The sequence below is a fragment of the Streptomyces poriferorum genome, assembly GCF_019399235.1.
Lineage (GTDB): Bacteria > Actinomycetota > Actinomycetes > Streptomycetales > Streptomycetaceae > Streptomyces > Streptomyces poriferorum.
The window spans coordinates 1-25,849 of record NZ_JAELVH010000005.1; the positions used below are offsets into that span (position 1 = coordinate 1).

Consider the following 25,849-nt stretch of genomic DNA (forward strand, 5'->3'; position numbering starts at 1 on the left):
CGAGAAACAGTGCCTAGGGCACCTCGTCGCTGAGCATCGCCCCCTGGGTCGATCTGACGGTGGTCGCCGGCGTGCTCGGCCTGGTGGCCGCCACCGCGTGGGCGAGTGCCTGGCGGGCAGGCAGGCTGCGTACGGTCGACGCGCTCGCCGTCGGGCGCACCGCATAGGCGGGGCGCGGCCGGTGGGCGGCCCGCGCGGCCGGACGCCTGCCCTTGGCGCCGCCTGTCGCTCTGGGCCTGCCCCGGCCCTTCGCACGGCCCGCCCGCGCGCCGGCCATGGGCGCGGCGATCCTGTTCGGCACCGTCGCCGCCACGTTCACCGTGGGGATGGGCGCCTCGCTCGGCCAGGTGATGAAGGCCAAGGCCCACGCCGCAGCCGATGTCGTCGTGCCCGCACCCCTGACGGACTTCGGACCCAAGGCCCCGGAAGCCCCGGTATCTCCGGCCCGGACAAGCAGTCCAAGGCGGATCCCGTCGCGGTCGCCGCGGCCATCGAGTCCGCCGAGGGAACCCGGAACCACTACCGCGCCGCGACGGTGCGGGCGACCGTGTCCCGCCTGACCGGCACCATCGACGTGATCGTTTTCACCGGCGACGCCTCCTGGGGACTCCGTCTTCCCGATTCCGTCATCGCCGCATACCACGGGGCTCAGTTGCTTCCGCTCGCACTCGGGGGCCTGCTCATCGCCGCCCTGGGCGCGCTCCTGTCTGCCGCCTGGGCCGCCGGGTCCCGGACCGTCACGGCCCTGCGGATCGAATAGGAGGGCCGGGTTCCGAGACCGCGTCCGTTGCCGGAGCCGACCGCGTGGAGATCTCGAAGCGAGCGCGGGGCCGGGACCCCGGCTATGCCTCCTCGGTCTCCCCGGCCTCCTGGTCCACGGCGTAGTTGGCGCGGTCGATCTCGGCCATATGCTCCTCCGCCCAGGTCCGCAGCCCTGCAAGCACGGCCTCCAGGGACAGCCCGAGACCGGTGAGCCGGTAGAAGACCCGCGGCGGCACGGTCGGTTCGACCCGGCGCGACACCAGCCCGTCGCGGGTCAGGCTCCGCAGCGTGACGGACAGCATCTTCTGCGAGACGCCGGGCATCCGGCGCCTCAGCTCCGCGAAGCGCACCTCTTCCGGTGCGGCATCGGCGAGCGTCCTGACTGCCATGGAAGTCCATTTCGTACCCAGGCGGTCCAGCAACTGCCGCGTCGGGCACTGGGGATCGAACAGATCGCCGCGTACCCCGTGCTGGGCGGCCCGGGGTCCTGGGGTGGTCACCTGTGGCTCACCACCTTCCCTCAAAGTGCCGTCTGGGCAACGGCCGGACAGTTACCTATCGTTCTGTGGTCACCAATGGTAACCACCCCAAGGATCCGTCATGCCCGTCACCACCGCACACCACCTGCGCCGCATCGCAACGAACGGCGTCGAACTCGACGTCGCAATCGCCGGGGACGGACCCGCGGTTCTGCTGCTGCACGGCTTCCCGCACACCTGGCAGCTCTGGAGCGGCATCATGGGCCGGCTGTCCGGGCAGTACCGGGTCATCGCCCCCGACCTGCGAGGCTTCGGTGCCAGCGAACGTGCCGTCGACGGCTACGACGCGGGTACCCTCGCCGCCGACGCCGAAGGGCTGCTCGACGCACTCGGTGAGACCTCGGCAGCCGTGGTCGGCATCGACGCCGGCGCCGCTCCCGCCGCCATGCTCGCGCTGCGCCGGCCCGGCCTCGTCCGGCGCCTGGTCGTGATGGAGGCGCTGCTCGGCCGTCTGCCCGGAGCGGAGAGCGCGTTCGCGGGCGGTGCCCCGTGGTGGTTCGGCTTCCACGACGTCCCCGGACTCGCCGAGACCGTCCTGGCGGGCAACGAAGCCCCGTACATCGAATGGTTCCTCGACTCCGGCACGCTCGGGCGGGGCGTACCCGAGGACATCCGTGCGGCCTTCGTCCACGCGTACACGGGGAGCGAGGCCCTGCGCTGTGCGTTCTCCTACTACCGGGCCCTGCCCACCAGCGCGCAGCAGTTCCAGGACGCCGTCGCCACGGCCCGGCTCACGATGCCCACGATGGCCATCGGCTCGCACCCCGTCGGCACCGCGCTCGAACGTCAGCTCCGCCCCATCACCGACGACCTGACCGGACATCATCTCCAGGACTGCGGCCACATCATCCCCCTCGACCGCCCGCACGACTTGCTCGCGCTCCTTGCCCCGTTCCTCTCCGCCGATCCGCCGCAGTGACCGGACCGGACCGGAGCGGAGCCGAAGCCGAACGGGGCGGTCGGCGGCATCGCCCACCACCACGTCCCGGACCCGAGCATCGCGCTGTTCACGCACTTCGTACCGTGCGGAGCGCGGGAGGCCGTCTACAACATGGAGGGCCTGCTCAAGAACACCTCCGAGGTCCGCCCGACACCTCGCGCAGGTCTCCCCGTACCTGGCCGAGCACATCGGACAAGCCGACGCGGTCCGGAAAACCGTTCGCGGTCCCGGGGTATTGAGCCGAGACTGACGGGTCGATCACATCGGACAGGAAGAGTGACCAGCCCTGACGTACAACCGTGACACCCTGCCCTTCCCCGACAACCGTGTGCCCCGCGCCCCCTACGAGGAAATCTGGAACTGGGATGAATTCGACCCGGCCCGCCACTCGTTCGCCTGGGACGAGGATGAGGAAGCCCGGCTTTGCTCGCTGGTCCGCGAATGGGTGCCGCCCGTGCTCTCCGGTATGGCCGGCTGGTGGCAGGCAGAACACTGGTGCGAGAGTCAGGTGAATGCGATCATCCGGGAGCGATACGGCTCCTGGGCGTGGGGGTGGAGCTGGTGCTACCGCGACGGCGGGCCCATCGGCAACTGGGGCGGCGGGTCGAGCTCGGTGACGACCCCGGACGAGACCGCGGAACGCGTCGTGGCCGCGCTGTTGGAGTGGCGGGTGTGGTTGGAGCGAATGGCCCAGCGTTTCGCCGAACTGGCCCCGCCGCCGGACGCCTCACCCGAGGATCGCAGCTGGCACCTGGAGCGGGCCTGCGTCCGCCTCGTGACCCACACGCTGGACTCGGGCGCGGACAACGCCTGGCGCGGCCAGACCTCGATCGTCCTGGTCTGGTTCCTGACCAGCGCCGGCGTGGACCGAACCGGGGCCGCGCAAGCAGTGGAAAACGCGATCGGCGGCCGGTTCGAGAGCTGGGTCTACCCGAAACGGACGCTGATCGAATCCGTCGGCGAGGATCTGGCCGTCGGCCTCACCGGCCACGCCCCGTACCAGGACCACCGTGACAGGACGGTTCTGGAGGAACTCCATGACCGCTACTGACAGCCTTTCGGCCTGGCTGCGCGTGCGCCGCGAGGTCGACTGGCAACACGCACCGGCCCTGCGGCGGATCCTGCCCGACCGCGATGGGTTCCGATCCTGGTGTGAGGGACCGGTGCGCCGGCGCGACCCGATTCGCGCCGGGCGTCTGCTCGCCGCACACACCCTGGCCCGAGAAGATGCCGCACGCGAGAGCCCGCTGGACTTCGCCCTGCTGGCCGGTTGGCAGCGCGAAGTCCTCGCTGCGCCAGAGGCACCGTTCCGCGTGAGCGACGCCTATGCGAAGGCCGGCCGCGAGCGCTACGGTCTGACCTCCCACACGCAGGACGATTTCGATTGCTGCCTGCGCGGGACGACCGACCAGGACCTCCCACTGGCGGCGCGCGCGGCCCGTGCCTACCTCGATGTGGCGTTCTTCCACCCCTTCACCGATGGCAATGCCCGCGCCGCGCTGTTGACCTTGGTCCATGTTCTGGCGCGGGAGGACATCGTCCTTCCTGAGGTCGGCCCTCTCCAGACCATCCGCTACGCGGATGATCCGGCCGGTGCCGCCGACCTCGCCACTCTCATCGGGATGCTCAACCGCCTCCACCGGCGCTGAAGCCCGGCGAGAGCACCGACAGCTCCACCGACGACTCCCGCCGGGCTCCAACAGACCATCTTCTGTTCCTGCGTCTGTTCCTGCAGGACCTGATCGCCATGGCCGGCGAGCTCCGCAAGCGGGAGACCGGCTTCACCTCGCTGCACGAGCGCCTCGACACCACCACCGGCGGCCGGCTCGTGTTCCACGACTGCGCCGCGCCGGCGGAGTTCATCCGGGAGCTGATCGTCTCCGGCACCCGGCGAGGGCCTTGCCGCCGCCCGGGCGCGCGGCAAGGCCGGCGGCCGGCCAACCGTTGTCGGGCTGGACCCCTTCCTCGGGTACCGGTCAGTTCGCGGATGCAGCCCAGCCGTTCGCCTCGATGCGCCGGGCGTCGGACGGCCGGCCCTCGTCGAAGACCGTACGGCCACCGGCCTCGACCTTGATGGCGTCCACGTACACCCCGCGGCCGACGTACAGCTGATCGGTGGCGTACCGCCAGCGCAGCCGCAACTCCCGGCCGCCCCACTGTGCGAGGTCCGCCTCCAGACGGTGCCATACCCGGCCCGACCAGCCGGACACCGAGCCCGTCGGATGCGGCTCGGGCTGCTGCTGCCCCTTCGGCGAGGCCGGACCGGTGGTGAACGGGACCGGCTGCCAGGTGGTCCCGTCGTCCGTGGAGGCCTCCAGGAAGAGGAAGTCGGAACCTGGCTCGGTGTCCCACCACAGCGCGCAGCTCAGCCGGGCCCGTGCGGCGGCGAGCGGCAGCGGCGGGAGCGCCAGGGTGGCCGACGAGGCGTTTGCCAGGCCGGAGAACCACGCCGTACGGCCCCGGGCGGGCCGGACCGCGACCGCCCGGGCCATCTGGTTGGCGGTGGCGACACGCGGTGCGCTGCCGGAGCGCCAGCTGCGCACCGGGTGCACGGAGTTGCCCAGCACGATCAGGAACGAGTCCGTGGTCGGGTCGAGCACCAGGCTGGTGCCCGTGAAGCCGGTGTGGCCCGCGGTGCGGGGGGTGGCCATCGCCCCCATGTACCAGTGCTGGTAGAGCTCGAAGCCGAGGCCGTGCGCGTCACCGGGGAACGCGGTGTTGAAGTCCGTGAACAGCAGGTCGACCGATGCTGCGGAGAGGATCCTCGCGCGGCCGTAGACCCCGCCGTTGAGCAGGGTGCGGGCGAGGATCGCCAGGTCCCAGGCGCAGGAGAAGACCCCGGCGTGGCCCGCGACACCGTCCAGACTGTAGGCGTTCTCGTCGTGCACCTCGCCCCAGACCAGTCCGCGCTCCAGTCCGGACCAGGGGAGCCGGGCGTCCTCGGTCGCGGCGATCTTCGGCTTCCAGGAGGCCGGCGGGTTGTAGCGAGTGCGGTGCATCCCGAGCGGAGCGGTGATCTGCTCGCGGAGCAGTACGTCCTCGGTCAGTCCGGTGATCTTCTCCAGTACCAGCTGGAGCGAGATCAGGTTGAGGTCGGAGTAGAGGTATGCCGTGCCGGGCGGGTTCGCCGGTACCTCGTTCCAGATCAGCTCCAGCTTTCCCTCGCGGGTGGGCGCCTTGTAGAGGGGGATCCAGGCGCGGAAACCCGAGGTGTGCGTGAGCAGCTGACGGATGGTGATGTCCTGCTTGCCGCCGCCGGCGAATTCGGGGAGGTAGGAGGCGACGGGCGCCTCCAGCTCCAGCTTGCCGCGTTCGATCTGCTGCACGGCCAGGATCGACGTGAACAGTTTCGACACCGACGCCAGGTCGAAGACGGTGTCCTCGGCCATGGCGATCTGCTGGTCGGCCGGGAGCTCCACGCCGGTGTCGGTCTTCTCGTCGTACGCCGCATAGCGCACCGCCTTGCCGATCGGCCGGTGCAGCGCCACCGTTCCGCCCCGCCCTGCGAGCAGGACGGCGCCCGCGTACCACGGGTGCTTGGGGGAGTCGGCGAGATACTTCTCCGCCTCGGTGACGAGTTGGTCGAGCGGCTCCTGAAGCAGTCCCGCACGGGCGGCGGACCCGCGCCGCAGCGTCGGCCTGCCCTGCCCCGACGGCGCCCCCGCCGTGGTCCCTCTGCTCATGTCCGACGACCCCGCCCCCGACTCCGTGGCAGACGCCACCGTCGCGAACGGGATGGGCGCCAGGGCGAGTGCGCCGCCCAGGGCCAGCATCCCACCGCCCAGCCTCCGCCGGCTGATGCCCCCGCCCGCCGTGTCCTCGGTCATCCGGAACCCCTTCCCCATGTCGTGAAAGTAACTTTCGAAATATCTTCCGAGACTGAAACTTCCTGCCGAAGCAGAGAGTACTGTCACCCCCCGCCGTCCCGTAGGCCCCGGGATCACAAAGAATCTGACACTGCATCAGAAAATCTCTTCCCTCGGTTGTCTGACTGCGGCATCCTGCCGCCCATGGAGACGGAGCTGAGTCAAAAACTGGGGATCGAGCACGCCATCTTCGGCTTCACGCCGTTCCCGGCGGTGGCCGCGGCCATCACCCGGGCCGGTGGATTCGGCGTACTCGGCGCGGTCCGCTACACCGCACCCGACGACCTCGCACGCGACCTCGACTGGATGCAGGAACACACCGACGGCAAGCCCTACGGTCTCGACGTCGTCATGCCCGCGAAGAAGGTGGAGGGCGTGAGCGAGGCCGATGTGGAGGCGATGATCCCGCCCGGCCACCGGCAGTTCGTCCGGGAGACCCTCGCCAAACACGGCGTCCCCGAACTCGCCGAGGGCGAGGCGTCGGGCTGGCGCATCACGGGCTGGATGGAGGAAGTCGCCCGCAACCAGCTGGATGTGGCGTTCGACTACCCCATCAAGCTGCTCGCCAACGCGCTGGGCTCACCGCCCGCCGACGTGGTCGCCCGCGCCCACGACCAGGACGTCCTCGTCGCCGCGCTCGCCGGAAGCGCCCGGCACGCCCGCCATCACGCGGACGCGGGCATCGACATCGTCGTCGCCCAGGGATACGAAGCGGGCGGCCACACCGGCGAGATCGCCTCCATGGTTCTCGTCCCGGACGTCGTCGACGCCGTGGGGCCGCTCCCGGTTCTCGCCGCGGGAGGCATCGGCAGCGGTGAACAGATCGCCGCGGGGCTCGCCCTGGGCGCACAGGGCGTCTGGCTCGGCTCCCTCTGGCTCACCACCGAGGAGGCCGACATGCACTCCCGGGCCCTGACCGCCAAGCTCCTGGCCGCGGGCTCCGGCGACACCGTCCGCTCGCGCGCCCTCACCGGCAAACCCGCGCGCCAGCTCCGTACCGAATGGACCGACGCCTGGGACGACCCGTCGGGTCCCGGCACCCTGCCCATGCCGTTGCAGGGGCTCCTGGTCGCCGAGGCCGTGTCCCGAATCCAGAAGTACGAGACGGGCGCCCTGCTCGGCACACCCGTCGGCCAGATCGTCGGCCGGATGAACACCGAACGCAGCGTGCAGGCCGTTTTCGACGACCTGACCAGCGGCTTCGAACGAGCCATCGACCGGATCAACCGCATCGCCGGACGGAGTGCCTCATGAACCAGCCGCCCAACGGCTTCTGGGCCCAGGCCACCGCCGACCCCGACCGCACGGTCCTGATCGCGCCCGACGGCGGGACGTGGACGGCGGGGCGGCTGCACGCCGAGGCCAACCGCATGGTCCACGGACTGCGCGCGGCCGGACTCGAAGAGGGCGACGCCTTCGCGGTCGTCCTGCCCAACGGCGTCGAGTTCCTCACCGCGTACCTCGCCGCCTCGCAGGCCGGCTTCTACCTCGTGCCCGTGAACCATCACCTCGTCGGGCCTGAGATCGCCTGGATCGTCTCCGACTCCGGCGCCAAGGTGCTCATCGCCCACGAACGCTTCACCGAGGCCGCGACCGCCGCCGCCGACGAGGCGAAACTGCCCGTGAGCCACCGCTACGGCGTCGGTGCGGTCGACGGCTTCCGCCCGTACGCCGAACTGCTGGAGAACCGGCCGGTGTCGCCCCCGGAGGGCCGCACGCTCGGCTGGGTCATGAACTACACCTCCGGCACCACCGGCCGGCCGCGCGGCATCCGCCGCCCGCTGCCCGGCAAGCTTCCCGAGGAGAGCTACCTCGGCGGCTTCCTCGGCATCTTCGGGATCAAGCCGTTCGACGGCAACGTCCACCTGGTCTGCTCGCCGCTCTACCACACGGCCGTGCTCCAGTTCGCGGGCGCCGCCCTGCACATCGGCCACCCTCTCGTCCTGATGGACAAGTGGTCGCCCGAGGAGATGCTGCGGGCGATGGACACCCATCGCTGCACCCACACCCATATGGTCCCCACCCAGTTCCACCGTCTGCTCGCCCTCCCCGACGAGGTCCGGCAGCGGTACGACGTCTCGGCGATGCGCCATGCCATCCACGGCGCCGCCCCCTGCCCCGACCACGTCAAACGGGCCATGATCGACTGGTGGGGCCGGTGCGTCGAGGAGTACTACGCGGCCAGCGAGGGAGGCGGCGCCTTCGCGACCGCCGACGACTGGCTGAAGAAGCCGGGCACCGTCGGCCGGGCCTGGCCGATCAGCGAACTCGCGGTCTTCGACGACGACGGCAACCGGCTCGGCCCGGGCGAGCTCGGCACCGTCTACATGAAGATGAGCACCGGCGGCTTCAGCTACCACAAGGACGAGGGCAAGACGCGGAAGAGCCGCATCGGCGACTTCTTCACCGTCGGTGACCTCGGGATCCTGGACGAGGACGGCTATCTCTTCCTCCGCGACCGCAAGATCGACATGATCATTTCCGGCGGGGTGAACATCTACCCCGCCGAGATCGAGAGCGCCCTGCTCAGCCACCCCGCGGTCGCCGACGCCGCCGTCTTCGGCATCCCGCACGCCGACTGGGGCGAGGAGGTCAGAGCGGTCGTCGAAGCCGCCGAGGGACACGAGGCGGGTGACGAGCTCGCCGCCGAGATCCTCGGACACTGCGACGGGCTGCTCGCCGGGTACAAACGACCCAAGACCCTCGGCTTCATCACGACGATGCCCCGCGACCCCAACGGCAAGCTGTACAAGCGACGGTTGCGCGAGCCGTACTGGGAGGGGCACAGCTGACGGCCCGGTGCACGACAGAGAGCGGATCGGATCGTGGAGCTCGCTCCGGGCGTCCCTCCCGGCGAGCGGCGAGCGGCGCGCGGCCCGCTCCGGCAGCGTATGGCCCATGAACGCGAGCGCGACGGTCCGGTCACCGGCGACCCGGTGGACCGTGGTCGTACCGCTGGTCGCCGCGCTCGCGCCGGTGTTCGGCTGGGGTCGTGAGCTCCCGCCGTTCGCCGCGGCGGTGGTCGCCCTCTGTCTCTGCGGCGCCGTCCTGGCCGCGGTGCACCACGCCGAAGTGGTCGCCCACCGTGATCGAGGCGGCGCTCATCGCCACTCGGCTCGGCCACGACCAGCATCGGCCTGACGATCCCGGCCATCGCGCTCGCCTCGATCTGGCTGTCAGGACCGCTCCACCTCGGGCTGAGCGCCACGCATATGGTGCTGCTCGCGCTGACCGTGGTGGTCGGCGCGCTGGCCGTTGTACCCGGGCGCGCCACGCTGCTCCAGGGCGGCGCGCACCTGTCGGTCTTCGCCGCGTTCGTCTTCCTCGCGATCAGGCGTCAGTGGTGCTCGCGCACCCGCACCACCTTCAGGGCGGGCGAACGCGCGATGTCCTTCTCGCAGAACCGCGACGTCACCCAGCGCTCACCCGAGTACAGCTCGGTCTGATCGCTGTAGTGGCGCGACGCCGGGTTCGACGACTGTGCGTACGTGAGCAGGGTGCGCGCCACGGGGCAGGGGCCGCCGTCCCAGCCGACCGCCTGGATGTAGCTGGAGCCCGTCGAGATGTCCGTGTACCCCCCGGCTGCCGCGTCCCACACACCCTCGGTCTTGTTCCAGATGCCCAGGGCCTCCGTACCGCCGCCGATCGGGATGCGCCGCGCACCGCGCAGCACGGACTGGTGCTCACCCAGCGGTGCGTCGAGCGCGATCCCCGCACCCCTCAGTTCGGCCACCGCGTCGGCGAGGGCGGTGAGGACGCCCGGAGCCGCGGTGTCGAGCGTGTTCGGCGTGCCGACGGGATCGGCCGGGGAGAACGGCACCTTCCACAGTGCGGACGCCGGCACGGCCACCGCCCTGCGCCAGAAACGGTCGAAGAGCAGCGCGCCCCGGCTTCCCGTGTCCACCTTCCGGTCCCAGTCGCGCAGCACCGGGCAGGCCGCCGACACGTCCACCGGTGAGCCCGTGCTCCCGGGCGTCGTGCCACCGGGCAGCGCAGCGCAGGCACCTGCCAGATCGGCCGCGGCCAGGTCACCGGCGGGCGCCCGGTTCGCGAACTGCTGCGCCTGCAGATCGGCGACGGTCAGCCGGCCGCCTTCCGCCATCGCGGAGACGTCCTCGACGGCGCCGCGGGTCCGCATGGAGCGCGGGGTGCCGACTGTCCCGAAGACGCGTTCGTACCCGGTCAGCGGCGTGTCGGCGTTGGTCAGCCAGGCGCTGTCGTTGGAGTTCTCGACGTACGGCGCGTTCTCCACGGTGGGCATCCGGCCCGGGCCGAAGATCCCGGGCTGTACGGCGTCCGGGTCCGACCCCGGCGCGCAGTCGCTCCGCGAACCGTCCAGCACGGCGAGCCCCGATGTCGGGTAGGTGGCCCTGCCCAGCGGCGTCGAGCAGCGCTGCGCGAGCTCGTCCGTGATCCTCGGCAGCACCTGCGACTGGGAGAAGAGCGTGTGCCCCGTGGAGTCGGCCGCGATCGTGTTGACCCACGGCAGCCCCTGCGTACGGCGCAGCGCCTCCTTGATGCCGGCGGTGCTGTGGGCCTTGCTGAACCCGAGCGCGGTGTCTCCCGAGCGGAGGTTCACCGCGTTCGGGTCGCCCAGCGCGTACGCGGTCGTCCGCGTCCAGGGCAGCGGCAGACCCGCACCGAGCGACGTGACGACGGGACCGTAGCGGGTCCACCACTGGGTGCGCGTCACCTTCCGGCCGTCCCCGACGTCGACGGAGACCGTGCGCTGCGTCATCCGCTCCGGCTTCCCGTCCACCACGTACACGGCCGGATCGGCCGGATCGAGGGTCAGCTGATGCAGGTTGAGGGTGACGCCCGTGGCGACCGTGTGGCTCCACGCCACGTGCGCGTTGTGCCCGATCGACATGGTCGCCGAGCCCAGCAGCGAACCGCCCGCCACGTTCAGTTCTCCGGGGATCGTCTGCTGGGACTGCCAGAACCGTCGTCCGCCCTGCCAGGGGTAGTGCGGGTTGCCGAGCAGCAGCCCGCGCCCGCCCGCCGTCGTACTGCCGCGGAACGCCACGGCGTTGGACCCCATGTCCGCGTTCTGCGTCGACAGCAGCCGTGCTGCCGCGTCGGCCGCGTCGTCGGGCGAGGGGGGCGTGGGAGCCGGGGCCGGTGTGGCGGCGGGCGGCTCTGCGGCCGTGATGCCGTCGATACCCCGGCCCTGGCCCCCGAGCACGGAGAGCGCGAAGGCACGCTCCGTGACGTCGAGCGTGGTCACCGGGCGAACCCAGCGGGCGCCCCGGCAGGCGGGGTCGGTGATCCGGTTCTGCGCCAGCCAGGCGTTGTAGCCGGCCGCCCAGCCCCGCTGGAGTTCCTTCGTGGCCCGGCTCGGTCCGGCGGGGGCGGGCACCTCCAGAAGCTTCTCCACGGTGCGGCTGTCGCGTACCCCGCGGAAGAACAGGTCGCTGGACAGGTTCTTGGTCGCCGAGGACAGCGAGCCGTCCGGCGCCGCGTCCGGTCCGAAGTACCGGGACCGCTCCCCGCGCAGCGTGACGAAGCCGTCGGCGAGCGTGCACACCTGGTCGGCGGCCTGAGCCCAGCCGTTGCCGAAGCCCAGATTCGCGTAGTCCTTCGCCACGATGTGCGGAATGCCGTACTCGGTGTAGCGGATAACGGCGGACAGTCCGCCGCCCGACGGATGGTGGGAACGGGTCGTGTGCGCCGAGGCCGGTGGCAGTGACGCCGACACGGTGAACAGCGCGAGACCGGATACGGAGAGAATCCTCAGACGGTTCCGGAGGGGCAACGGTCCTCCCAACTCTGCGGGTGCGAAAGACGGTTACTCAGGAGTTCGAGATGGCAGGGGCAACTCAGCCAGCACTCCCGTACGTCTGTCAACATCCCGGCCGGAATCCGGACCCTTGACCCCGGCGGCCAGGCCGCACAGGATCACGCCATGACCGGTGTACGCAGCAGCACAGTCGACGGCGTCGTGACCCGCAGCGCACGGCGCACCCCCGAGCGGACCGCCCTGCGGTACGCCGACCGGGCCTGGACCTACCGCGGGCTCGACGAGGCGGTCGGCACCGCGGCCGCCGTCCTCATGGACGGCCACGGACTGCGCCCGGGGGACCGGGTCGCCTCGTACGCCCACAACTCCGACGCGTACCTGATCGCGTACCTCGCCTGCGCCCGGGCCGGGCTCGTCCATGTGCCGGTCAACCAGAACCTCACCGGCGAGGACCTCGCGTACATCCTGAGCCAGTCCGGCAGCTCCCTGGTGCTCACCGACCCGGACCTCGCCGGCCGCGTCCCGCCGGGGTACGCCGTACGGCCGCTGCGCGACGCCACCGGCTCGCTCCTGGCCGAACTCGATACCCCGCGCCCGTTCACGTCCGCGCACGAACCGGCGGCGGACGACCTCGTCCAGCTGCTGTACACCTCCGGCACGACCGCCCTGCCCAAGGGCGCGATGATGACGCACGGAGCCCTCGTCCACGAGTACGTCAGCGCCGTCACCGCCCTTGATCTGCGCGCCGGCGACCGGCCCGTGCACGCCCTGCCGCTCTACCACTCCGCGCAGATGCACGTGTTCCTGCTGCCCTACCTCGCGGTCGGCGCCGAGAACACCGTCCTCGACGCGCCGGACGCGGGCCGGATCTTCGACCTCGTCGAGTCGGGGCAGGCCGACAGCCTCTTCGCCCCGCCGACCGTCTGGATCGGTCTCGCCAACCACCCGGACTTCGCGGTCCGGGACCTCGGAGGTCTGCGCAAGGCGTACTACGGGGCGTCGATCATGCCCGTCCCGGTACTGGAACGCCTGCGCGCCCGCCTTCCGGATCTCGCGTTCTACAACTGCTTCGGCCAGAGCGAGATCGGCCCCCTCGCCACCGTCCTGGGCCCGGACGAGCACGAGGGCCGGATGGACTCCTGCGGCAGGCCCGTCCTCTTCGTCGAGGCGAAGGTGGTCGACGAGAACGGCGAGGACGTCCCCGACGGTACGGCAGGCGAGGTGGTCTACCGTTCGCCCCAGCTGTGCAGCGGCTACTGGGACAAGCCGCAGGAGAGCGCCGAGGCGTTCCGCGACGGCTGGTTCCACTCCGGCGACCTCGCCGTCCGTGACGCGGAGGGCTACTTCACCGTCGTCGACCGGGTGAAGGACGTCATCAACTCCGGCGGCGTCCTGGTCGCGTCCCGCCAGGTGGAGGACGCGCTCTACACCCACCCCGCCGTGGCCGAGGCGGCCGTCGTCGGACTGCCCGACGAGCGCTGGATCGAAGCCGTCACCGCCGTCGTCGTGCTGCGCGGGGACGCGACCGAGGCCGAACTGATCGACCACGCCCGCGAGAAGCTCGCCCACTTCAAGGCCCCGAAGAGGGTCGTGTTCGTGGACGGCCTCCCGCGCAACGCCAGCGGAAAGATCCTCAAGCGGGAGCTCCGCGACCGCTTCGCCTGAGCGAGCCGGCCCGGTTCCTACCCGCGGACGCGGGCGACACCGACATGGAAGCTGTCGGTGGCGTCCCTGCTCTCCGGAACAGCCGCGCCCGGGTACCACCGGGGCGCCGTGACCAGACCCGGATCGACCAGATCGAGCCCGTCGAAGAACCGTGCGACCTCCGGCCCCGTCCGGGGCCGCAGAGCGATGCCGCTCGACCGGTACTCGTCCGTCCTGTCCTGCTCGTCGGAGAGGAAGTCCTGGGTGAAGTGCGAGAGCACCAGACAGCTTCCCGGGGCCAGCGCGTTCAGCAGCGTGCGGGTGATGCCGTACGGGTCGTCCTCGTCGGGCACGAAATGCATGAGGGCGATGAGGGACAGCGTGACCGGGCGGTCGAAGTCCAGCACAGTACCCGCGTGTTCGAGGATCTTCGCCGGCTCGCGCACGTCGGCTTCGAGGTAGTCGGTGGCTCCCTCCGGGCTGCTGACGAGCAGCGCCTCGGCATGCCGCAGGACGATCGGGTCGTTGTCCGTGTAGACGACCCGGGCCGCCGGGTTGATCTCCTGAACCACCTGATGGAGGTTGGGCCGGGTGGGTATGCCCGTCCCGATGTCGAGGAACTGGTCGATGCCCGCCCGCGCGGCCCAGCCCGCCGCCCGGTGCATGAACGCCCGGTTCTGCGCGACGGCTTCCTTGGCTTCGGGCGGCATCTGCTCGCCGAGCGCCTGATCGACGGGGTAGTGGTCCTTGCCGCCGAGAAGGTAGTCGTAGACGCGCGCCGGGTGCGGCCTGCTGGTGTCGATCCGAGCCTTGGCCGGGCCTGTCGTCATGGCGAGCTCCAAGTCCTTCGGTACGGGAGAACAGGCGGAACGGGCGGAGCGGGCCGGGCGCTTGCGTGCCCCACCCCCGATGCATCCTGTCACAGCAACCACAGCCGAATCGTGAGGAGTTGTGCCGGTAACCGCCCCGATCAGCCGTCAACTGCCCCGCTGCTCGCGCTCGTCCACGATCCTCCTGAACTTGCCGACGGACCTCTCCAGCGTCTCCGGATCGAGGATCTCGACCCCGACCGAGACCCCGATCCCGTCCTTGACGGCCGCCGCGACCGAAGCGGCCGCCGCCTCCCGCTGCTCCGGTGTCGCGCCTGCCCGGGCCTCGGCCCGCACCGTCAGCACGTCCAGCCGCCCCTCGCGGGTCAGCCGCAGCTGGAAGTGCGGCGACACCCCGGGCGTACGGAGCACGATCTCCTCGATCTGCGTCGGGAAGAGGTTCACCCCGCGCAGGATCACCAGATCGTCGCTGCGCCCGGTGACCTTCTCCATGCGCCGGAAGACCCGTGCCGTGCCGGGCAGCAGCCGGGTGAGGTCGCGGGTCCGGTAGCGGATCACCGGCATGGCCTCCTTGGTGAGCGAGGTGAACACCAGCTCACCCTCCGCCCCTTCGGGCAGCACCTCGCCGGTGAACGGGTCGACCACCTCGGGATAGAAGTGGTCCTCCCAGATGTGCAGTCCGTCCTTCGTCTCCACGCACTCCTGCGCCACTCCCGGGCCCATCACCTCGGACAGCCCGTATATGTCGACCGCGTCGATCGCGAACCGCTCCTCGATCTCACGGCGCATCTCCTGAGTCCACGGCTCGGCCCCGAAGATCCCCACCTTCAGCGACGTCGTCCGCGGGTCGACGCCCTGCCGTTCGAACTCGTCCAGGAGCGTCAGCATGTAGGACGGCGTCACCATGATGATCTCGGGCCGGAAGTCCTGGATCAGCTGCACCTGCCGGGCCGTCATGCCGCCCGAGGCCGGGATGACCGTGCAGCCGAGCCGCTCCGCGCCGTAGTGCGCGCCCAGCCCGCCGGTGAACAGTCCGTAGCCGTAGGCGACATGGACCTTCTGCCCGGGCCGCCCGCCGGCCGCCCGGATCGAGCGGGCCACCACGTCGGCCCAGGTGTCGAGGTCCTTCTCCGTGTAGCCGACGACCGTCGGGCGGCCCGTAGTCCCGCTGGAGGCATGGATCCGCCTCACCTGCTCCTCGGGTACCGCGAACATCCCGAACGGGTAGTTGTCGCGCAGATCGGCCTTGGTGGTGAACGGGAACCGGGCCAGATCGGCCAGCGAGCGGCAGTCGTCCGGACGCAGCCCCGCCCGGTCGAACGCCTGCCGGTAGTGACCGACCCGGTCGTACGCATGGTGCAGGGTGGCCCGCAGCCGTTCCAGCTGCAGCACCGCCAGCTCCTCGCGGCCCATCCGTTCCGCCGCGTCCAGCAGAACTCCCATGCCGATCTCCCTCTTCCTTGCACCGTGCAGACGACCGATCATTCGGTCGTTCCTTCCGGGAGCAGTAATTCAGGATCTTCCCCGGTGTGGCAAGAGGTGCGGCGTATCCGATACGTGCCACGGATACGCCCGTACCGAACACGGCTGCGTCACCCGGTCGGCCCTGTTTGGATGGGTCCATGCCGACTTTCCACACGTACGACGGGACCGAGCTCGCCTATCGCGTCATGGGGGAGGGCGAGCCACTGATCTGCCTGCCCGGCGGCGCGATGAGAGCCGGCGCCTACCTCGGGGACCTCGGCGGGCTCTCTGCCGTACGGCAGCTGGTCGTGCTCGACCTGCGCGGGACGGGGGACTCCGCGGTACCGGACGACATCTCCACCTACCGGTGCGACCGGCTCGTCGAGGACGTCGAGGCGCTGCGCCGGCATCTGGGGACCGACCGTGCCGACCTGCTCGCCCACTCGGCGGCCGGGGATCTCGCCGCGCTCTACGTGGCACGGTACCCGCAGGCGGTGCGGAGCCTGATCCTCGTCGCACCCACCACGCGGGCGGTCGGCTTCCCGTTCGTCGAGCGCGAGGCCCGGGAGGCCGCCGCGCTGCGCAGCCCGGAACCTTGGTACGCGTCGGCGCTCCCGGCCCTGGAGGAGATCTGGGCAGGACGTATGACGGACGAACTGCGCGCAGCGGCGAGGCCGTTCCTGTACGGGCGCTGGGACGCCGCCGCGCAGTCCCACGCCGCTTCGTCCGCGCAGCAGATCAACTCCGAAGCGGCACGGGCCTATTACGGCCAGGGGGCGTTCGATCCGGCCGCGACGGTCGCCGCACTGCGGACCCTTGCGCCACCCGTGCTCGTCCTCGCAGGTGAGTACGACGGCGTGACGACGCCCGACCGTGCCGCCGAACTGGCCGCACTCTTCCCCGAATCGGAGTTCGCCGTGCAGCGCGGCGCCGGGCACTTCCCCTGGCTCGACGACCCGGGGGCCTTCGTCCGGACCGTCACCGCCTTCCTGGACCCGGACGTGCACAGCGTCCAGGCCGGCGGGATCCGGCTCGCCCACCGCATGTGGGGCGACCCGTCCGCACCGCCCGTCGTCCTCGTCCACGGACGGTGCGGCTCCAGCGCCACCTGGACCATCGTCGCCGAACGGCTCGCCGTCCGGCACCGGGTGTACGCCTTCGACTTCCGCGGCCACGGGCTCAGTGACTGGCCCGGCCGCTACTCCTTCGAGCTGTTCCGCGACGACCTGCACGCCTTCCTGGAAGTACGCAACCTCGCCGGTGCCACGGTCGTCGGACACTCCATGGGCGGCGCCGCGGCGTATCTGCTCGCCGAGCGGCAGCCCGGACTCATCGGCCGCCTCGTCATCGAGGAGGCGCCGCCGCCCTTCCCGCTCGACCCGCCCCGCGCAGCCGCCGAACGCCCCGGGGAGGAGCTGGACTTCGACTGGTCCCTGGTGCCCTCCACCGACGCCCAGCTCAACGACCCGGATCCGGCAGGCCGTGAACTCCTCGGCGAGATCACCGCCCCCACGCTCGTCATCGGCGGCGGGCCCAGGAGCCAGATCGACCAGGACGACATTGCCCGGATGGCCCGCTCGATCCCCGGTGCGCGGCACGTCACCATCGACGCGGGCCACCTCGTGCACACCGAACGGCCGGAGGAGTTCCTCGCGGCCCTCCGGTCGTTCGGTGTGGGCTGAGCCGTTCGCGGCCCTCCTCGGCGTCAGTCCCGGCGCAGCAGCGCCACCATGACCTCGTGCAGCGCCGCGTCGGCGTCCTCGACACCCGACTCCGCACGCCAGGCGACGAACCCGTCGGGGCGCACCACCACGGCGCCCTCGGCGCTCGTCCCGTGCGCCTCGGCCCAGTCGGCACCGTCCTCCGGCTCCAGGTCCCCGCCCGGGCCCGTGCCGATCCCGAACGCGTCGAGCCGCACCCCCAGCCGTTCGCCGACCCGGGCCGCCGCCCGCCGCCACGCCACGTCCGCGGCGTCGGTCAGCAGCACGAACGACCGCTCGTACAGGTCGAGCGTGGAGATCCGCTCACCGGCCCGGCGGACCCACAGATGCGGCGCCCTGCTGCCCGGTTCACCCGCCAGCTGCACGCCTTCGGGCACCACGGGCCACTCCGGGCCGATGCCCAGCACCGCGCCGTCGACATAGCGGTAGCCCAGCGCCACGTTCAGCATCCCGCCGCGCTTACCGCCGCCCACGGTCGGCGCAGGCGCGTACCCCGGGTGGCTGTGCTCGCCCGAACGTGCCGAGGCCCGCTCGCTCGTCGCCCGGGCCACCGGCCGCCGCTCCGCCTCGTACGTGTCCAGCAGGCCCGGGCCCGCCTCGTCGCGCAGCACGGCCGCGAGCTTCCACGCCAGGTTGTGCGCGTCCTGGATGCCCGTGTTGGAGCCGAACGCCCCGGTGGGCGACATCTCGTGCGCCGAGTCGCCGGCCAGGAAGACGCGGCCCCGCGAGTACCGGTCGGCCACCCGCTCCGCCGCGTGCCACGGCGCCTTGCCGGTGATCTCGACGTCGATGTCCGGCGCCCCGACCGCCTTGCGGATGTGTGCCACGCACCGCTCGTCCGTGAAGTCCTCCAGCGTCTCGCCCCGGTCCGGCTGCCACGGCGCGTGGAACACCCACTCCCGCTCGTTGTCCACCGGCAGCAGCGCGCCGTCCGCCTCCGGATTGGTCAGGTAGCACACGATGAAGCGCCGGTCGCCCAGCACCTCGGCGAGCTGCCGGGACCGGAAGGTGATGCTCACGTTGTGGAACAGGTCACCGGCACCCGAACGGCCGATGCGCAACTGCTCCCGGACCGGGCTGCGCGGGCCGTCGGCCGCGATCAGGTAGTCCGCCCGCACAGTGGTGTGCTCGCCCGTCTCCCGGTTCTTCAGGACCGCCCCGACCCCCGCCGCATCCGGGTCGAACGAGAGCAGCTCGGTGGAGAACCGCAGATCACCGCCCTGCTCCCGGGCCCGGTCCAGGAGGACCGGCTCCAGGTCGTTCTGACTGCACAGGCACCAGCCGCTCGGGCTGAAACGGGCCAGTGCGCCACCCGGGTCGATTTCCTTGAACAGCCACTCCTGGTCGTCGCCGGTCAGTGAACCGGCTTGCAGAATGCCGTGGTTCTCCGCCAGGACGGACGCCGCGGCACGGATCTGCGGCTCCACCCCCGCCCGGCGGAAGATCTCCATCGTGCGGACGTTGTTGCCGCGGCCCCGTGGATGTGTCGAAGTGGCGGCGTGCTTCTCGACCAGCAGGTGCTCGACGCCGAGCCGGCCGAGGAAGAGGGACGCGGAAAGGCCCACCAGGGAGCCGCCCACGATGAGGACCGGTACTTGGACGTCGACGTTCTCGTTCATTGAGTCGCTCCAGCTCGGACGCCGTACAGATGCAGTGTCCATGCCCGTGTCGGAGCCTTGCGGGAGCGGTTCGGACGCCCGCTCACCTGAACGGTTCATAAATCTCGCGTCAGCCGGACCAGCGATTCACGATCGGTCACGGAGACGTCGCCCACGGTCCGGGCGGACCGTGCGCATCCGCCGGGAGATTCCCCGCTCCGACCCCCACACGACGGTTCCCACCGGCCCGGCCGGTTCTCGCCTCGTCCGAAGGAGTTCGCAAGATGACCACCACGCTCTCGGAACGGACCTCCCAGTCCGCCTTCGACGGATCAAGGCTGCGGGTCATCCTGCTGCTTGACCTGCACGACGGCGCCCAGAAGCAGTTCCTGGAGGCGTACGAGCACATGCGCAACCAGGTCGCCTCGATCCCCGGCCACATCAGTGACCAGCTGTGCCAGTCCATCGAGAACCCGTCGCAGTGGCTCATCACCAGCGAGTGGGAGAGCGCGCCGCCCTTCCTCGCCTGGGTCAACAGCGAGGACCACGTCGCCACGGTCCAGCCCCTGCACAGCTGCGTACGCGACACCCGCTCGCTGCGCTTCAGCGTCCTGCGCGAGACCGGCGCGGCCTTCGAGGAGAGCTTCGAGCCCGTCAAGGGCGGTCTCCAGGCCGCGCCCCGCCTCGGGGACGGGGTCGTGCGCCACGCGCTGACGTTCACCGTCAAGCCGGGCACCGAGGAGATCGTCGCGAAGATCCTCGCCGACTACGACTCCCCGCAGGCCCGGGTCGACGAGCACACCCGACTGCGCCGCACCTCGCTGTTCTTGCACGGCAACCGGGTGGTGCGTGCGGTCGAGGTCGAGGGCGACCTCCTCGCGGCCCTGCGGCACGTCTCCCGGCAGCCCGAGGTCCGGGCCGTGGAGGAGGCGATCAACCCGTACCTGGAGCAGGACCGCGACCTGGCCGACCCCGACTCCGCCAGGATGTTCTTCACCCGGGCGGCCCTGCCCACCGTCCACCACGTGACGACGGGCCGCCACGCAGCCGGGGAGCGCAAGCGCCACGCGCTGTTCTACCAGGCCAAGGAGGGCTGCGGAATGGCGCTGGCCCGCCTCCTGGCCGAGCACGACGAGGAGGAGGCCGACAACACCGGCAGCCCCATCGAGAGCAGCACGATCTTCCAGCGCGACGACATCGTGGTCCGTCTGCTGGAGGTGGGCGGCCCGCTCGACGCGCAGCCCGCCAAGGCCCTCGGCATCCACGGCCCCGGCAAGGCCGCCCGGCTCGCCCGCCTCCTCGACGGCGAGGCGAACGCCGTGCCGTCGAGCGACGAGGACGCCGCACGATTCCTGGCCCGGTCCGAGATGAAGCTGATCACCGACCGGCGGGCCGCGGAGTCCTGAGCCGCGCAGCAGCACCCTGGGGGGTTCTCGCTCAACCCGTCGACACAACGCGCCATGCGCCAGGAGGAAAGCAGCCATGACCATCCACCGGCCACGCATCGTGGACCTCAGTGAGACCCAGCCCAACACCAGGCGCGGGGGTGACCTGCGCGCCCTTCTCACCCCGACGGCCGTGGGCGCCACCAGCGGCTTCATGGGGCTGGCCATCATTCAGCCCGGCGACCGCATCGCGGAGCACTACCACCCGTACTCCGAGGAGTTCGTCTACGTCGTGGACGGGCTGCTCGAAGTGGACCTGGACGGCGAGCCGTACGCGATGCGGCCGGACCAGGGACTGCTGATCCCCCTGAACGTACGCCACCGCTTCCGCAACGTCGGTGACGTCGAGGCGCGCATGGTCTTCCACCTCGGCCCGCTCGCGCCCCGTCCGGAACTCGGTCACGTCGACACCGAGGTCACCGAGTCGGCGGAGCGGGGCGCGCCGCCAGAACGAACCGAGGCAGCCTCATGACCCGGCGTGTGGCCGTCACCGGCGTCGGCGTAGTCGCCCCGGGCGGCATCGGCACCCCGGCCTTCTGGGACCTGCTCTCCAACGGCCGCACCGCGACCCGGGGCATCACCCTCTTCGACCCGGCCGGCTTCCGGTCCCGGATCGCCGCCGAGTGCGACTTCGACCCGGCGGCGTACGGGCTGGACGAGGAGGAGGTAGCCCGGGCGGACCGCTACGTGCAGTTCGCGATGGTGGCCGCCCGCGAGGCCCTCGCCGACGCGGGCCTCGACCCGGAGCGCACCGACCCGTGGCGCATGGGCGTCTCGCTCGGCACCGCGGTGGGCGGCACCACCCGGCTGGAGCACGACTACGTCGCCGTCAGCGGCAGCGGAGCACGCTGGGACGTCGACCACCGCCCGGCCGGGCCCCATCTGGAGCGCGCCTTCTCACCCAGCTCGCTTGCCGCGGCGGTCGCCGAACAGGTCGGCGCGCACGGACCGGTGCAGACCGTCTCCACCGGCTGCACCTCCGGCCTGGACGCGATCGGCTACGCCTTCCACTCCATCGAGGAGGGCCGCGTCGACGTGTGCATCGCCGGGGCGTCGGACTCCCCGATCACCCCGATCACCGTCGCGTGCTTCGACGCGATCAAGGCGACCTCGGCCAACAACGAGGACCCGGAGCACGCTTCCCGGCCCTTCGACTCCCGCCGCGACGGCTTCGTGATGGGTGAGGGCGGAGCCGTACTCGTCCTGGAGGAACTGGAGCACGCACGCGCCCGCGGCGCGACGGTGTACTGCGAGATCGCGGGCTACGCCACCTTCGGCAACGCCTACCACATGACCGGGCTGACCCCGGAGGGCCTGGAGATGGCCGAGGCCATCAACCGGGCGCTCGGACACGCCGGCATCGCCGCCGCGGACATCGACTACGTCAACGCGCACGGCTCGGGCACCAAGCAGAACGACCGCCACGAGACCGCCGCCGTGAAGCGGGCGCTCGGCGCACACGCCCACGACGTACCGATGAGCTCCATCAAGTCGATGGTGGGTCACTCGCTCGGGGCTATCGGCGCGATAGAGATCGCCGCCTGCGTACTCGCCCTGGTCCACCAGACCGTACCGCCGACGGCGAACTACGAGTCCCCGGACCCCGAGTGCGACCTCGACTACGTACCCCGCACCGCACGACCCCTGAAACTGCGCAGCGTCCTGTCGGTCGGCAGCGGATTCGGCGGATTCCAGTCCGCGGTGGCCCTGACCAGAAGCGGTGGGAGGACACCATGAGCAAGGCCCGGCAGCCCCGCCAGACCGTAGTCACCGGCATCGGCGTCGTCGCCCCCAACGGCACGACCACCGAGGCCTTCTGGAAGCGGACGCAGGAAGGCATGAGCGTCCTGGACCGGGTCACCCGTGAAGGGTGCGAGGAACTGCCCCTGCACGTGGCCGGCGAGGTCCGGGGCTTCGACCCGGTCTCGCTGATCGAGGAGCGCTACCTCGTACAGACCGACCGGTTCACACACTTCGCGATGGCCGCGGCCGACATGGCGCTGGACGACGCCAGGCTGGGCCGCGCCGACTACGAGGACGCCCCGTACAGCGTGGGCGTGGTGACCGCCGCCGGTTCGGGCGGCGGCGAGTTCGGCCAGCGCGAACTGCAGCGACTGTGGGGCCAGGGTTCCAAGTACGTCGGCCCCTACCAGTCGATCGCCTGGTTCTACGCGGCCAGCACCGGCCAGATCTCCATCCGCGGCGGCTTCAAGGGGCCGTGCGCGGTGGTGGCCAGCGACGAGGCCGGCGGCCTCGACGCCCTGGCGCACGCCGACCGGTCCGTCCGGCGCGGCACCGACGCGGTGGTGGTCGGCGCGGCGGAGGCCCCGCTCGCGCCCTACTCCGTCGTCTGCCAGCTCGGCTACCGGGACCTGAGCGCCGCCGAGGAGCCGACGCGGGCCTACCGCCCGTTCACCTCGGACGCCTGTGGATTCGTGCCCGCCGAGGGCGGGGCGATGTTCGTGGTCGAGGAGGAGACGGCGGCCCGGGAGCGCGGCGCCCGGGTCCGGGCCGAGATCGCCGGTCACGCGGCCACGTTCACCACCGCGATGCGCTGGGAGGAGTCCCGCGAAGGGCTCGCCCACGCCATCGAGGGCGCGCTGCGCGAGGCCGGCTGCGCCCCCGAGGAGATCGACGTGGTCTTCGCGGACGCCCTCGGGGTTCCGGAGGCCGACCGGGCCGAGGCACTGGCGCTGGCCGACGCGCTGGGCGCGCACGGCCGCCGCGTCCCGGTGACCGCGCCGAAGACCGGTATCGGACGGGCCTACTGCGGAGCCCCCGTTCTCGACGCGGCCGCCGCCGTCCTCGCCATGGAGAACGGCCTGATCCCGCCCACGCCCAACGTCTTCGAGGTGTGCCACGACCTCGACGTCGTCATGGGCCGCGCCCGCCCCGCCGAGCTGCGCACGGCCCTCGTGCTCAGCCGCGGCCTCATGGGCTCCAACGCGGCGATGGTGCTTCGGCGCCCCGCGTGAACCCCACCGACCACCCCCGTGAGAAGGAGAAGCCCTCATGACCGACCGACTGACGTACGAAGAGCTCGCGTCCCTGATGAAGAAGGGCGCCGGACTGACCGTCGACCACCGCGAGATGGAGAACCGGTCCGACACGGCCTTCGACGAGTTCGGCCTCGACTCGCTGGGCCTCCTCGGCATCGTCGGCGTACTGGAGAACCGGCACGGGCGCCCGCTGCCGGCCGACGCCGACCGCTGCAAGACCCCCCGCGAGTTCCTCGACCTCGTCAACAACAGCCTCATGACAGGAGCCTGAAGTGTCCGGACACACCGAGAACGAGATCATCATCGCCGCCCCCCTGGACCTCGTCTGGGACATGACGAACGACCTGGAGAACTGGCCCCGGCTGTTCAGCGAGTACGCCTCGGTCGAGGTCATCGAGCGCGACGGTGAGCGGACCACCTTCCGTCTGACCATGCACCCCGACGAGAACGACAAAGTATGGAGCTGGGTCTCCGAGCGCACCACGGACCGCCTCGGACGCACCGTCAGCGCCCGCCGCGTCGAGCCCGGCCCGTTCCAGCACATGGACATCCACTGGGAGTACGCCGAGGCTCCCGGCGGCACGCGGATGCGGTGGACGCAGGACTTCGCCATGCGCCCCGACGCCCCGGTCGACGACGCGTGGATGACCGACAACATCAACCGCAACTCCCGTGTCCAGATGGAACTCATCCGGGACAAGATCGAGCAGCGCGACCGAGAGCGACGCACGGCCGCCGTCCCGGCCAACTGACACACCGTCCGCCGACGGCGGTCCGGGGCCCGGCCTCCCCGGCCGGGCCCCGGACCGGGTACCAGAAAGGCACCACCTGATGCACCACGCTCTGATCGTCGCCCGGATGGCGCCGGAATCCGCGCCGGACATCGCCGAGCTGTTCGCCGCCTCCGACAGCAGTGAGCTGCCGCACCTGGTGGGCGTCACCCGGCGCAAGCTGTTCCAGTTCGGCGACGTCTATCTGCACCTGATCGAGTCCGAGCGTCCGCCGGGCCCGGAGATCGCCAAGGTGACGGGCCATCCGGCGTTCAAGGACATCAGCGACCGGCTCACCGCCTTCGTCAGCCCCTACGACCCGCAGACCTGGCGGGGACCGAAGGACGCGATGGCGCAGGAGTTCTACCGCTGGGAGCGCGACTCCACCGCATGACGAGACGACGGGGCCCCGGGCCCGGCCGCTGGGCCGGACCCGGGGCCCCGTCATGTGCGGACGCGTCAGCCGGGGACCACGCACTCGAACGCGTGGAGGTACGGGTTGACCGGCCGGATCTCGCCGATGGCCAGCCCGGCGCCGGACAGCCGGTCGACCAGGCTCTGCCGGGTGTGCTTGGCGCCGCCGACGTTCAGGAGCAGCAGCAGGTCCATGGCGGTGGTGAACCGCATCGACGGGGTGTCGTCGACGAGGTTCTCGATGACGACGACCCGGGCCCCGGGACGTGCCGCGGCGCAGACGGACGCGAGCGCCCGGCGGGTGCTGTCGTCGTCCCACTCCAGGATGTTCTTGATGATGTAGAGATCGGCGGCCACCGGAATGCCCTCGCGGCAGTCTCCGGCCACGATGGACGCCCGGCCCGCGAGCGAACCGCCGTCCCGCAGCCGCTCGTCGGCCCGTGCCACCACACCCGGCAGGTCCATCAGGGTGCCGCTGACCGACGGGTGCTTCTCCAGCAGGCTCGCCAGCACGTGCCCCTGACCACCGCCGATGTCGGCGACGACCGACACCCCGGTGAGGTCGAGCAGGGCGGCGACGTCCAGCGCGGACTGCATGCTGGACGTCGTCATGGCCCGGTTGAACACCTGGGCCGACTCGTGGGCGTCCTGGTGGAGGTAGTCGAAGAACTCCTTGCCGAACACGTCCTCGAAGACGTTGCCGCCGGAGCGCACCGCGTCGTCCAGCCGGGGCCAGACCTCCCACGTCCACGGCTCCGTGCACCACAGCGAGATGTCCCGCAGGCTGTGCGGGTCGTCCTCGCGCAGCAGTCGTGACATGTCGGTGTGGGTGAAGGTGCCGTCGGCGTTCTCGGCGAAGATGCCGTAGCAGGACAGGGCACGCAGCAGCCGCCGCAGCGGCCCCGGTTCGGTCTTCACCACGGCGGCGAGCTCGTCCGCGGTGGCCGGCTTCTCACCCAGCGCGTCCGCGACGCGCAGCCGGGCGGCTGCGCGCACGGCCGCGGAGCGGGCGGCCCCGAACACGATCTCGCGCAGCCGCATGGCCGGCTGCGGGGTGGGGACCGGCTGGACGGGAGTGGTGGTGGGGGTGGTGCTCACGGTGGTCATGCCGTCTCGC

24 protein-coding genes and 2 pseudogenes are annotated in these 25,849 nt (G+C 71.3%); 18 read left to right on the forward strand and 8 right to left on the reverse strand.

Translation table 11 applies throughout. The features are described from left to right. Positions 1-13 precede the first annotated feature (13 nt). Complete coding sequence (locus JGS39_RS40480) at positions 14-361, reverse strand: hypothetical protein (RefSeq protein ID WP_236063063.1); 348 nt, start codon at positions 359-361, stop codon at positions 14-16. Positions 362-547: 186 nt separating this feature from the next. Here JGS39_RS40480 and JGS39_RS40485 point away from each other — a divergent pair, with 186 nt between their 5' ends. Continuing rightward, the gene (locus JGS39_RS40485; RefSeq protein WP_236063065.1) at positions 548-760 is read left to right on the forward strand and encodes a hypothetical protein; all 213 of its coding nucleotides are present in this window, start codon (positions 548-550) and stop codon (positions 758-760) included. An 82-nt stretch (positions 761-842) separates the two neighbouring features. On the opposite strand, the gene JGS39_RS01500 is transcribed toward JGS39_RS40485, so the two are convergent. Further along, entirely contained in the window at positions 843-1,262 is a 420-nt protein-coding gene (locus JGS39_RS01500; RefSeq protein ID WP_219566725.1) for a winged helix-turn-helix transcriptional regulator, read from the reverse strand. Between the two features lie 100 nt (positions 1,263-1,362). On the opposite strand from JGS39_RS01500, the gene JGS39_RS01505 reads away from it, so the two are divergent. The 4 genes and pseudogenes from JGS39_RS01505 to JGS39_RS01520 all read left to right on the forward strand — a co-directional run bounded on the left by JGS39_RS01505 (position 1,363) and on the right by JGS39_RS01520 (position 3,890). Beyond that, positions 1,363-2,220, forward strand: a complete 858-nt coding sequence (locus tag JGS39_RS01505; protein ID WP_219566726.1) for an alpha/beta fold hydrolase — start codon at positions 1,363-1,365, stop codon at positions 2,218-2,220. A 33-nt stretch (positions 2,221-2,253) separates the two neighbouring features. After that, a pseudogene (locus JGS39_RS41805) lies at positions 2,254-2,544 on the forward strand (Tn3 family transposase); the annotation flags it as partial. Between the two features lie 25 nt (positions 2,545-2,569). Then, positions 2,570-3,292: a hypothetical protein gene (locus JGS39_RS01515; RefSeq protein ID WP_219566727.1), complete on the forward strand. Its 723-nt coding sequence runs from the start codon at positions 2,570-2,572 to the stop codon at positions 3,290-3,292. Next, positions 3,279-3,890 carry a Fic family protein gene (locus JGS39_RS01520; protein ID WP_236063066.1) on the forward strand — a complete coding sequence of 204 codons (612 nt, stop codon included), beginning with the start codon at positions 3,279-3,281 and terminating at the stop codon, positions 3,888-3,890. Before JGS39_RS01515 ends, JGS39_RS01520 begins: the two co-directional genes overlap by 14 nt. Positions 3,891-4,217: 327 nt before the next feature. Here JGS39_RS01520 and JGS39_RS01525 read toward each other — a convergent pair whose 3' ends face one another. Further along, positions 4,218-6,068: a serine hydrolase domain-containing protein gene (locus JGS39_RS01525; protein ID WP_219566728.1), complete on the reverse strand. Its 1,851-nt coding sequence runs from the start codon at positions 6,066-6,068 to the stop codon at positions 4,218-4,220. A 183-nt stretch (positions 6,069-6,251) separates the two neighbouring features. Here JGS39_RS01525 and JGS39_RS01530 point away from each other — a divergent pair, with 183 nt between their 5' ends. From JGS39_RS01530 to JGS39_RS40495, 4 genes and pseudogenes are all read left to right on the forward strand, one after another. Then, the gene (locus JGS39_RS01530; RefSeq protein ID WP_219566729.1) at positions 6,252-7,361 is read left to right on the forward strand and encodes an NAD(P)H-dependent flavin oxidoreductase; all 1,110 of its coding nucleotides are present in this window, start codon (positions 6,252-6,254) and stop codon (positions 7,359-7,361) included. Continuing rightward, a complete protein-coding gene (locus JGS39_RS01535; RefSeq protein WP_219566730.1) occupies positions 7,358-8,899 on the forward strand; it encodes an acyl-CoA synthetase in 1,542 nt (513 codons plus the stop codon). The genes JGS39_RS01530 and JGS39_RS01535 overlap by 4 nt, the downstream gene beginning before the upstream one ends. 106 nt (positions 8,900-9,005) lie before the next feature. Next, positions 9,006-9,248, forward strand: coding sequence for a hypothetical protein (locus tag JGS39_RS01540; RefSeq protein ID WP_219566731.1), 243 nt, complete (start codon positions 9,006-9,008; stop codon positions 9,246-9,248). Further along, positions 9,218-9,439: pseudogene (locus tag JGS39_RS40495) on the forward strand (ionic transporter y4hA); the annotation flags it as partial. The gene JGS39_RS01540 and the pseudogene JGS39_RS40495, both read left to right, overlap by 31 nt. Positions 9,440-9,444: 5 nt before the next feature. Here the strand turns inward: JGS39_RS40495 and JGS39_RS01545 are convergent. Continuing rightward, positions 9,445-11,862, reverse strand: coding sequence for a penicillin acylase family protein (locus JGS39_RS01545; RefSeq protein ID WP_219566732.1), 2,418 nt, complete (start codon positions 11,860-11,862; stop codon positions 9,445-9,447). 150 nt (positions 11,863-12,012) lie between these two features. Here JGS39_RS01545 and JGS39_RS01550 point away from each other — a divergent pair, with 150 nt between their 5' ends. Further along, a complete protein-coding gene (locus tag JGS39_RS01550) occupies positions 12,013-13,512 on the forward strand; it encodes an acyl-CoA synthetase (RefSeq protein WP_219566733.1) in 1,500 nt (499 codons plus the stop codon). A gap of 17 nt (positions 13,513-13,529) precedes the next feature. Here the strand turns inward: JGS39_RS01550 and JGS39_RS01555 are convergent, their stop codons facing one another. Further along, on the reverse strand, positions 13,530-14,321 hold the full coding sequence (locus JGS39_RS01555; RefSeq protein WP_219566734.1) for an SAM-dependent methyltransferase: 792 nt from the start codon (positions 14,319-14,321) through the stop codon (positions 13,530-13,532). A gap of 147 nt (positions 14,322-14,468) precedes the next feature. Continuing rightward, positions 14,469-15,764 (reverse strand): phenylacetate--CoA ligase PaaK, encoded by a 1,296-nt coding sequence (paaK, locus tag JGS39_RS01560; protein ID WP_219566735.1) that lies wholly within the window; start codon positions 15,762-15,764, stop codon positions 14,469-14,471. Positions 15,765-15,943: 179 nt separating this feature from the next. Here paaK and JGS39_RS01565 point away from each other — a divergent pair, with 179 nt between their 5' ends. Beyond that, a complete protein-coding gene (locus tag JGS39_RS01565) occupies positions 15,944-17,467 on the forward strand; it encodes an alpha/beta fold hydrolase (protein WP_219566736.1) in 1,524 nt (507 codons plus the stop codon). A 23-nt stretch (positions 17,468-17,490) separates the two neighbouring features. On the opposite strand, the gene JGS39_RS01570 is transcribed toward JGS39_RS01565, so the two are convergent. Then, a complete protein-coding gene (locus JGS39_RS01570) occupies positions 17,491-19,125 on the reverse strand; it encodes an FAD-dependent oxidoreductase (RefSeq protein ID WP_219566737.1) in 1,635 nt (544 codons plus the stop codon). A gap of 263 nt (positions 19,126-19,388) precedes the next feature. On the opposite strand from JGS39_RS01570, the gene JGS39_RS01575 reads away from it, so the two are divergent. The 7 genes from JGS39_RS01575 (at position 19,389) to JGS39_RS01605 (ending at position 24,712) form a co-directional block, all read left to right on the forward strand. Then, positions 19,389-20,510, forward strand: a complete 1,122-nt coding sequence (locus JGS39_RS01575; RefSeq protein WP_219566738.1) for a SchA/CurD-like domain-containing protein — start codon at positions 19,389-19,391, stop codon at positions 20,508-20,510. A gap of 76 nt (positions 20,511-20,586) precedes the next feature. Next, a complete protein-coding gene (locus JGS39_RS01580; protein WP_219566739.1) occupies positions 20,587-21,021 on the forward strand; it encodes a cupin domain-containing protein in 435 nt (144 codons plus the stop codon). Then, on the forward strand, positions 21,018-22,286 hold the full coding sequence (locus tag JGS39_RS01585) for a beta-ketoacyl-[acyl-carrier-protein] synthase family protein (protein WP_148018246.1): 1,269 nt from the start codon (positions 21,018-21,020) through the stop codon (positions 22,284-22,286). Before JGS39_RS01580 ends, JGS39_RS01585 begins: the two co-directional genes overlap by 4 nt. After that, on the forward strand, positions 22,283-23,524 hold the full coding sequence (locus JGS39_RS01590; RefSeq protein ID WP_219566740.1) for a beta-ketoacyl synthase N-terminal-like domain-containing protein: 1,242 nt from the start codon (positions 22,283-22,285) through the stop codon (positions 23,522-23,524). The genes JGS39_RS01585 and JGS39_RS01590 overlap by 4 nt, the downstream gene beginning before the upstream one ends. Before the next feature lie 37 nt (positions 23,525-23,561). Further along, positions 23,562-23,819, forward strand: coding sequence for an acyl carrier protein (locus JGS39_RS01595; RefSeq protein ID WP_219566741.1), 258 nt, complete (start codon positions 23,562-23,564; stop codon positions 23,817-23,819). A gap of 1 nt (position 23,820) precedes the next feature. After that, positions 23,821-24,300: an SRPBCC family protein gene (locus tag JGS39_RS01600; RefSeq protein WP_219566742.1), complete on the forward strand. Its 480-nt coding sequence runs from the start codon at positions 23,821-23,823 to the stop codon at positions 24,298-24,300. 79 nt (positions 24,301-24,379) lie between these two features. Next, on the forward strand, positions 24,380-24,712 hold the full coding sequence (locus JGS39_RS01605; RefSeq protein WP_148018250.1) for a TcmI family type II polyketide cyclase: 333 nt from the start codon (positions 24,380-24,382) through the stop codon (positions 24,710-24,712). Positions 24,713-24,777: 65 nt separating this feature from the next. On the opposite strand, the gene JGS39_RS01610 is transcribed toward JGS39_RS01605, so the two are convergent. After that, the gene (locus JGS39_RS01610) at positions 24,778-25,839 is read right to left on the reverse strand and encodes a methyltransferase (protein WP_219566744.1); all 1,062 of its coding nucleotides are present in this window, start codon (positions 25,837-25,839) and stop codon (positions 24,778-24,780) included. Positions 25,840-25,849: the final 10 nt, after the last annotated feature.

Excerpts from the sequence above, each read along its gene's own strand:
- JGS39_RS01505 (WP_219566726.1), top strand. The coding sequence starts at position 1,363 with ATGCCCGTCACCACCGCACACCACCTGCGCCGCATCGCAACGAACGGC.
- JGS39_RS01520 (WP_236063066.1), top strand. The coding sequence starts at position 3,279 with ATGACCGCTACTGACAGCCTTTCGGCCTGGCTGCGCGTGCGCCGCGAG.
- JGS39_RS01525 (WP_219566728.1), bottom strand. The coding sequence starts at position 6,068 with ATGACCGAGGACACGGCGGGCGGGGGCATCAGCCGGCGGAGGCTGGGC.
- JGS39_RS01530 (WP_219566729.1), top strand. The coding sequence starts at position 6,252 with ATGGAGACGGAGCTGAGTCAAAAACTGGGGATCGAGCACGCCATCTTC.
- JGS39_RS01535 (WP_219566730.1), top strand. The coding sequence starts at position 7,358 with ATGAACCAGCCGCCCAACGGCTTCTGGGCCCAGGCCACCGCCGACCCC.
- JGS39_RS01540 (WP_219566731.1), top strand. The coding sequence starts at position 9,006 with ATGAACGCGAGCGCGACGGTCCGGTCACCGGCGACCCGGTGGACCGTG.
- JGS39_RS01550 (WP_219566733.1), top strand. The coding sequence starts at position 12,013 with ATGACCGGTGTACGCAGCAGCACAGTCGACGGCGTCGTGACCCGCAGC.
- JGS39_RS01555 (WP_219566734.1), bottom strand. The coding sequence starts at position 14,321 with ATGACGACAGGCCCGGCCAAGGCTCGGATCGACACCAGCAGGCCGCAC.
- paaK (WP_219566735.1), bottom strand. The coding sequence starts at position 15,764 with ATGGGAGTTCTGCTGGACGCGGCGGAACGGATGGGCCGCGAGGAGCTG.
- JGS39_RS01565 (WP_219566736.1), top strand. The coding sequence starts at position 15,944 with ATGCCGACTTTCCACACGTACGACGGGACCGAGCTCGCCTATCGCGTC.
- JGS39_RS01570 (WP_219566737.1), bottom strand. The coding sequence starts at position 19,125 with ATGAACGAGAACGTCGACGTCCAAGTACCGGTCCTCATCGTGGGCGGC.
- JGS39_RS01575 (WP_219566738.1), top strand. The coding sequence starts at position 19,389 with ATGACCACCACGCTCTCGGAACGGACCTCCCAGTCCGCCTTCGACGGA.
- JGS39_RS01580 (WP_219566739.1), top strand. The coding sequence starts at position 20,587 with ATGACCATCCACCGGCCACGCATCGTGGACCTCAGTGAGACCCAGCCC.
- JGS39_RS01585 (WP_148018246.1), top strand. The coding sequence starts at position 21,018 with ATGACCCGGCGTGTGGCCGTCACCGGCGTCGGCGTAGTCGCCCCGGGC.
- JGS39_RS01590 (WP_219566740.1), top strand. The coding sequence starts at position 22,283 with ATGAGCAAGGCCCGGCAGCCCCGCCAGACCGTAGTCACCGGCATCGGC.
- JGS39_RS01595 (WP_219566741.1), top strand. The coding sequence starts at position 23,562 with ATGACCGACCGACTGACGTACGAAGAGCTCGCGTCCCTGATGAAGAAG.
- JGS39_RS01605 (WP_148018250.1), top strand. The coding sequence starts at position 24,380 with ATGCACCACGCTCTGATCGTCGCCCGGATGGCGCCGGAATCCGCGCCG.
- JGS39_RS01610 (WP_219566744.1), bottom strand. The coding sequence starts at position 25,839 with ATGACCACCGTGAGCACCACCCCCACCACCACTCCCGTCCAGCCGGTC.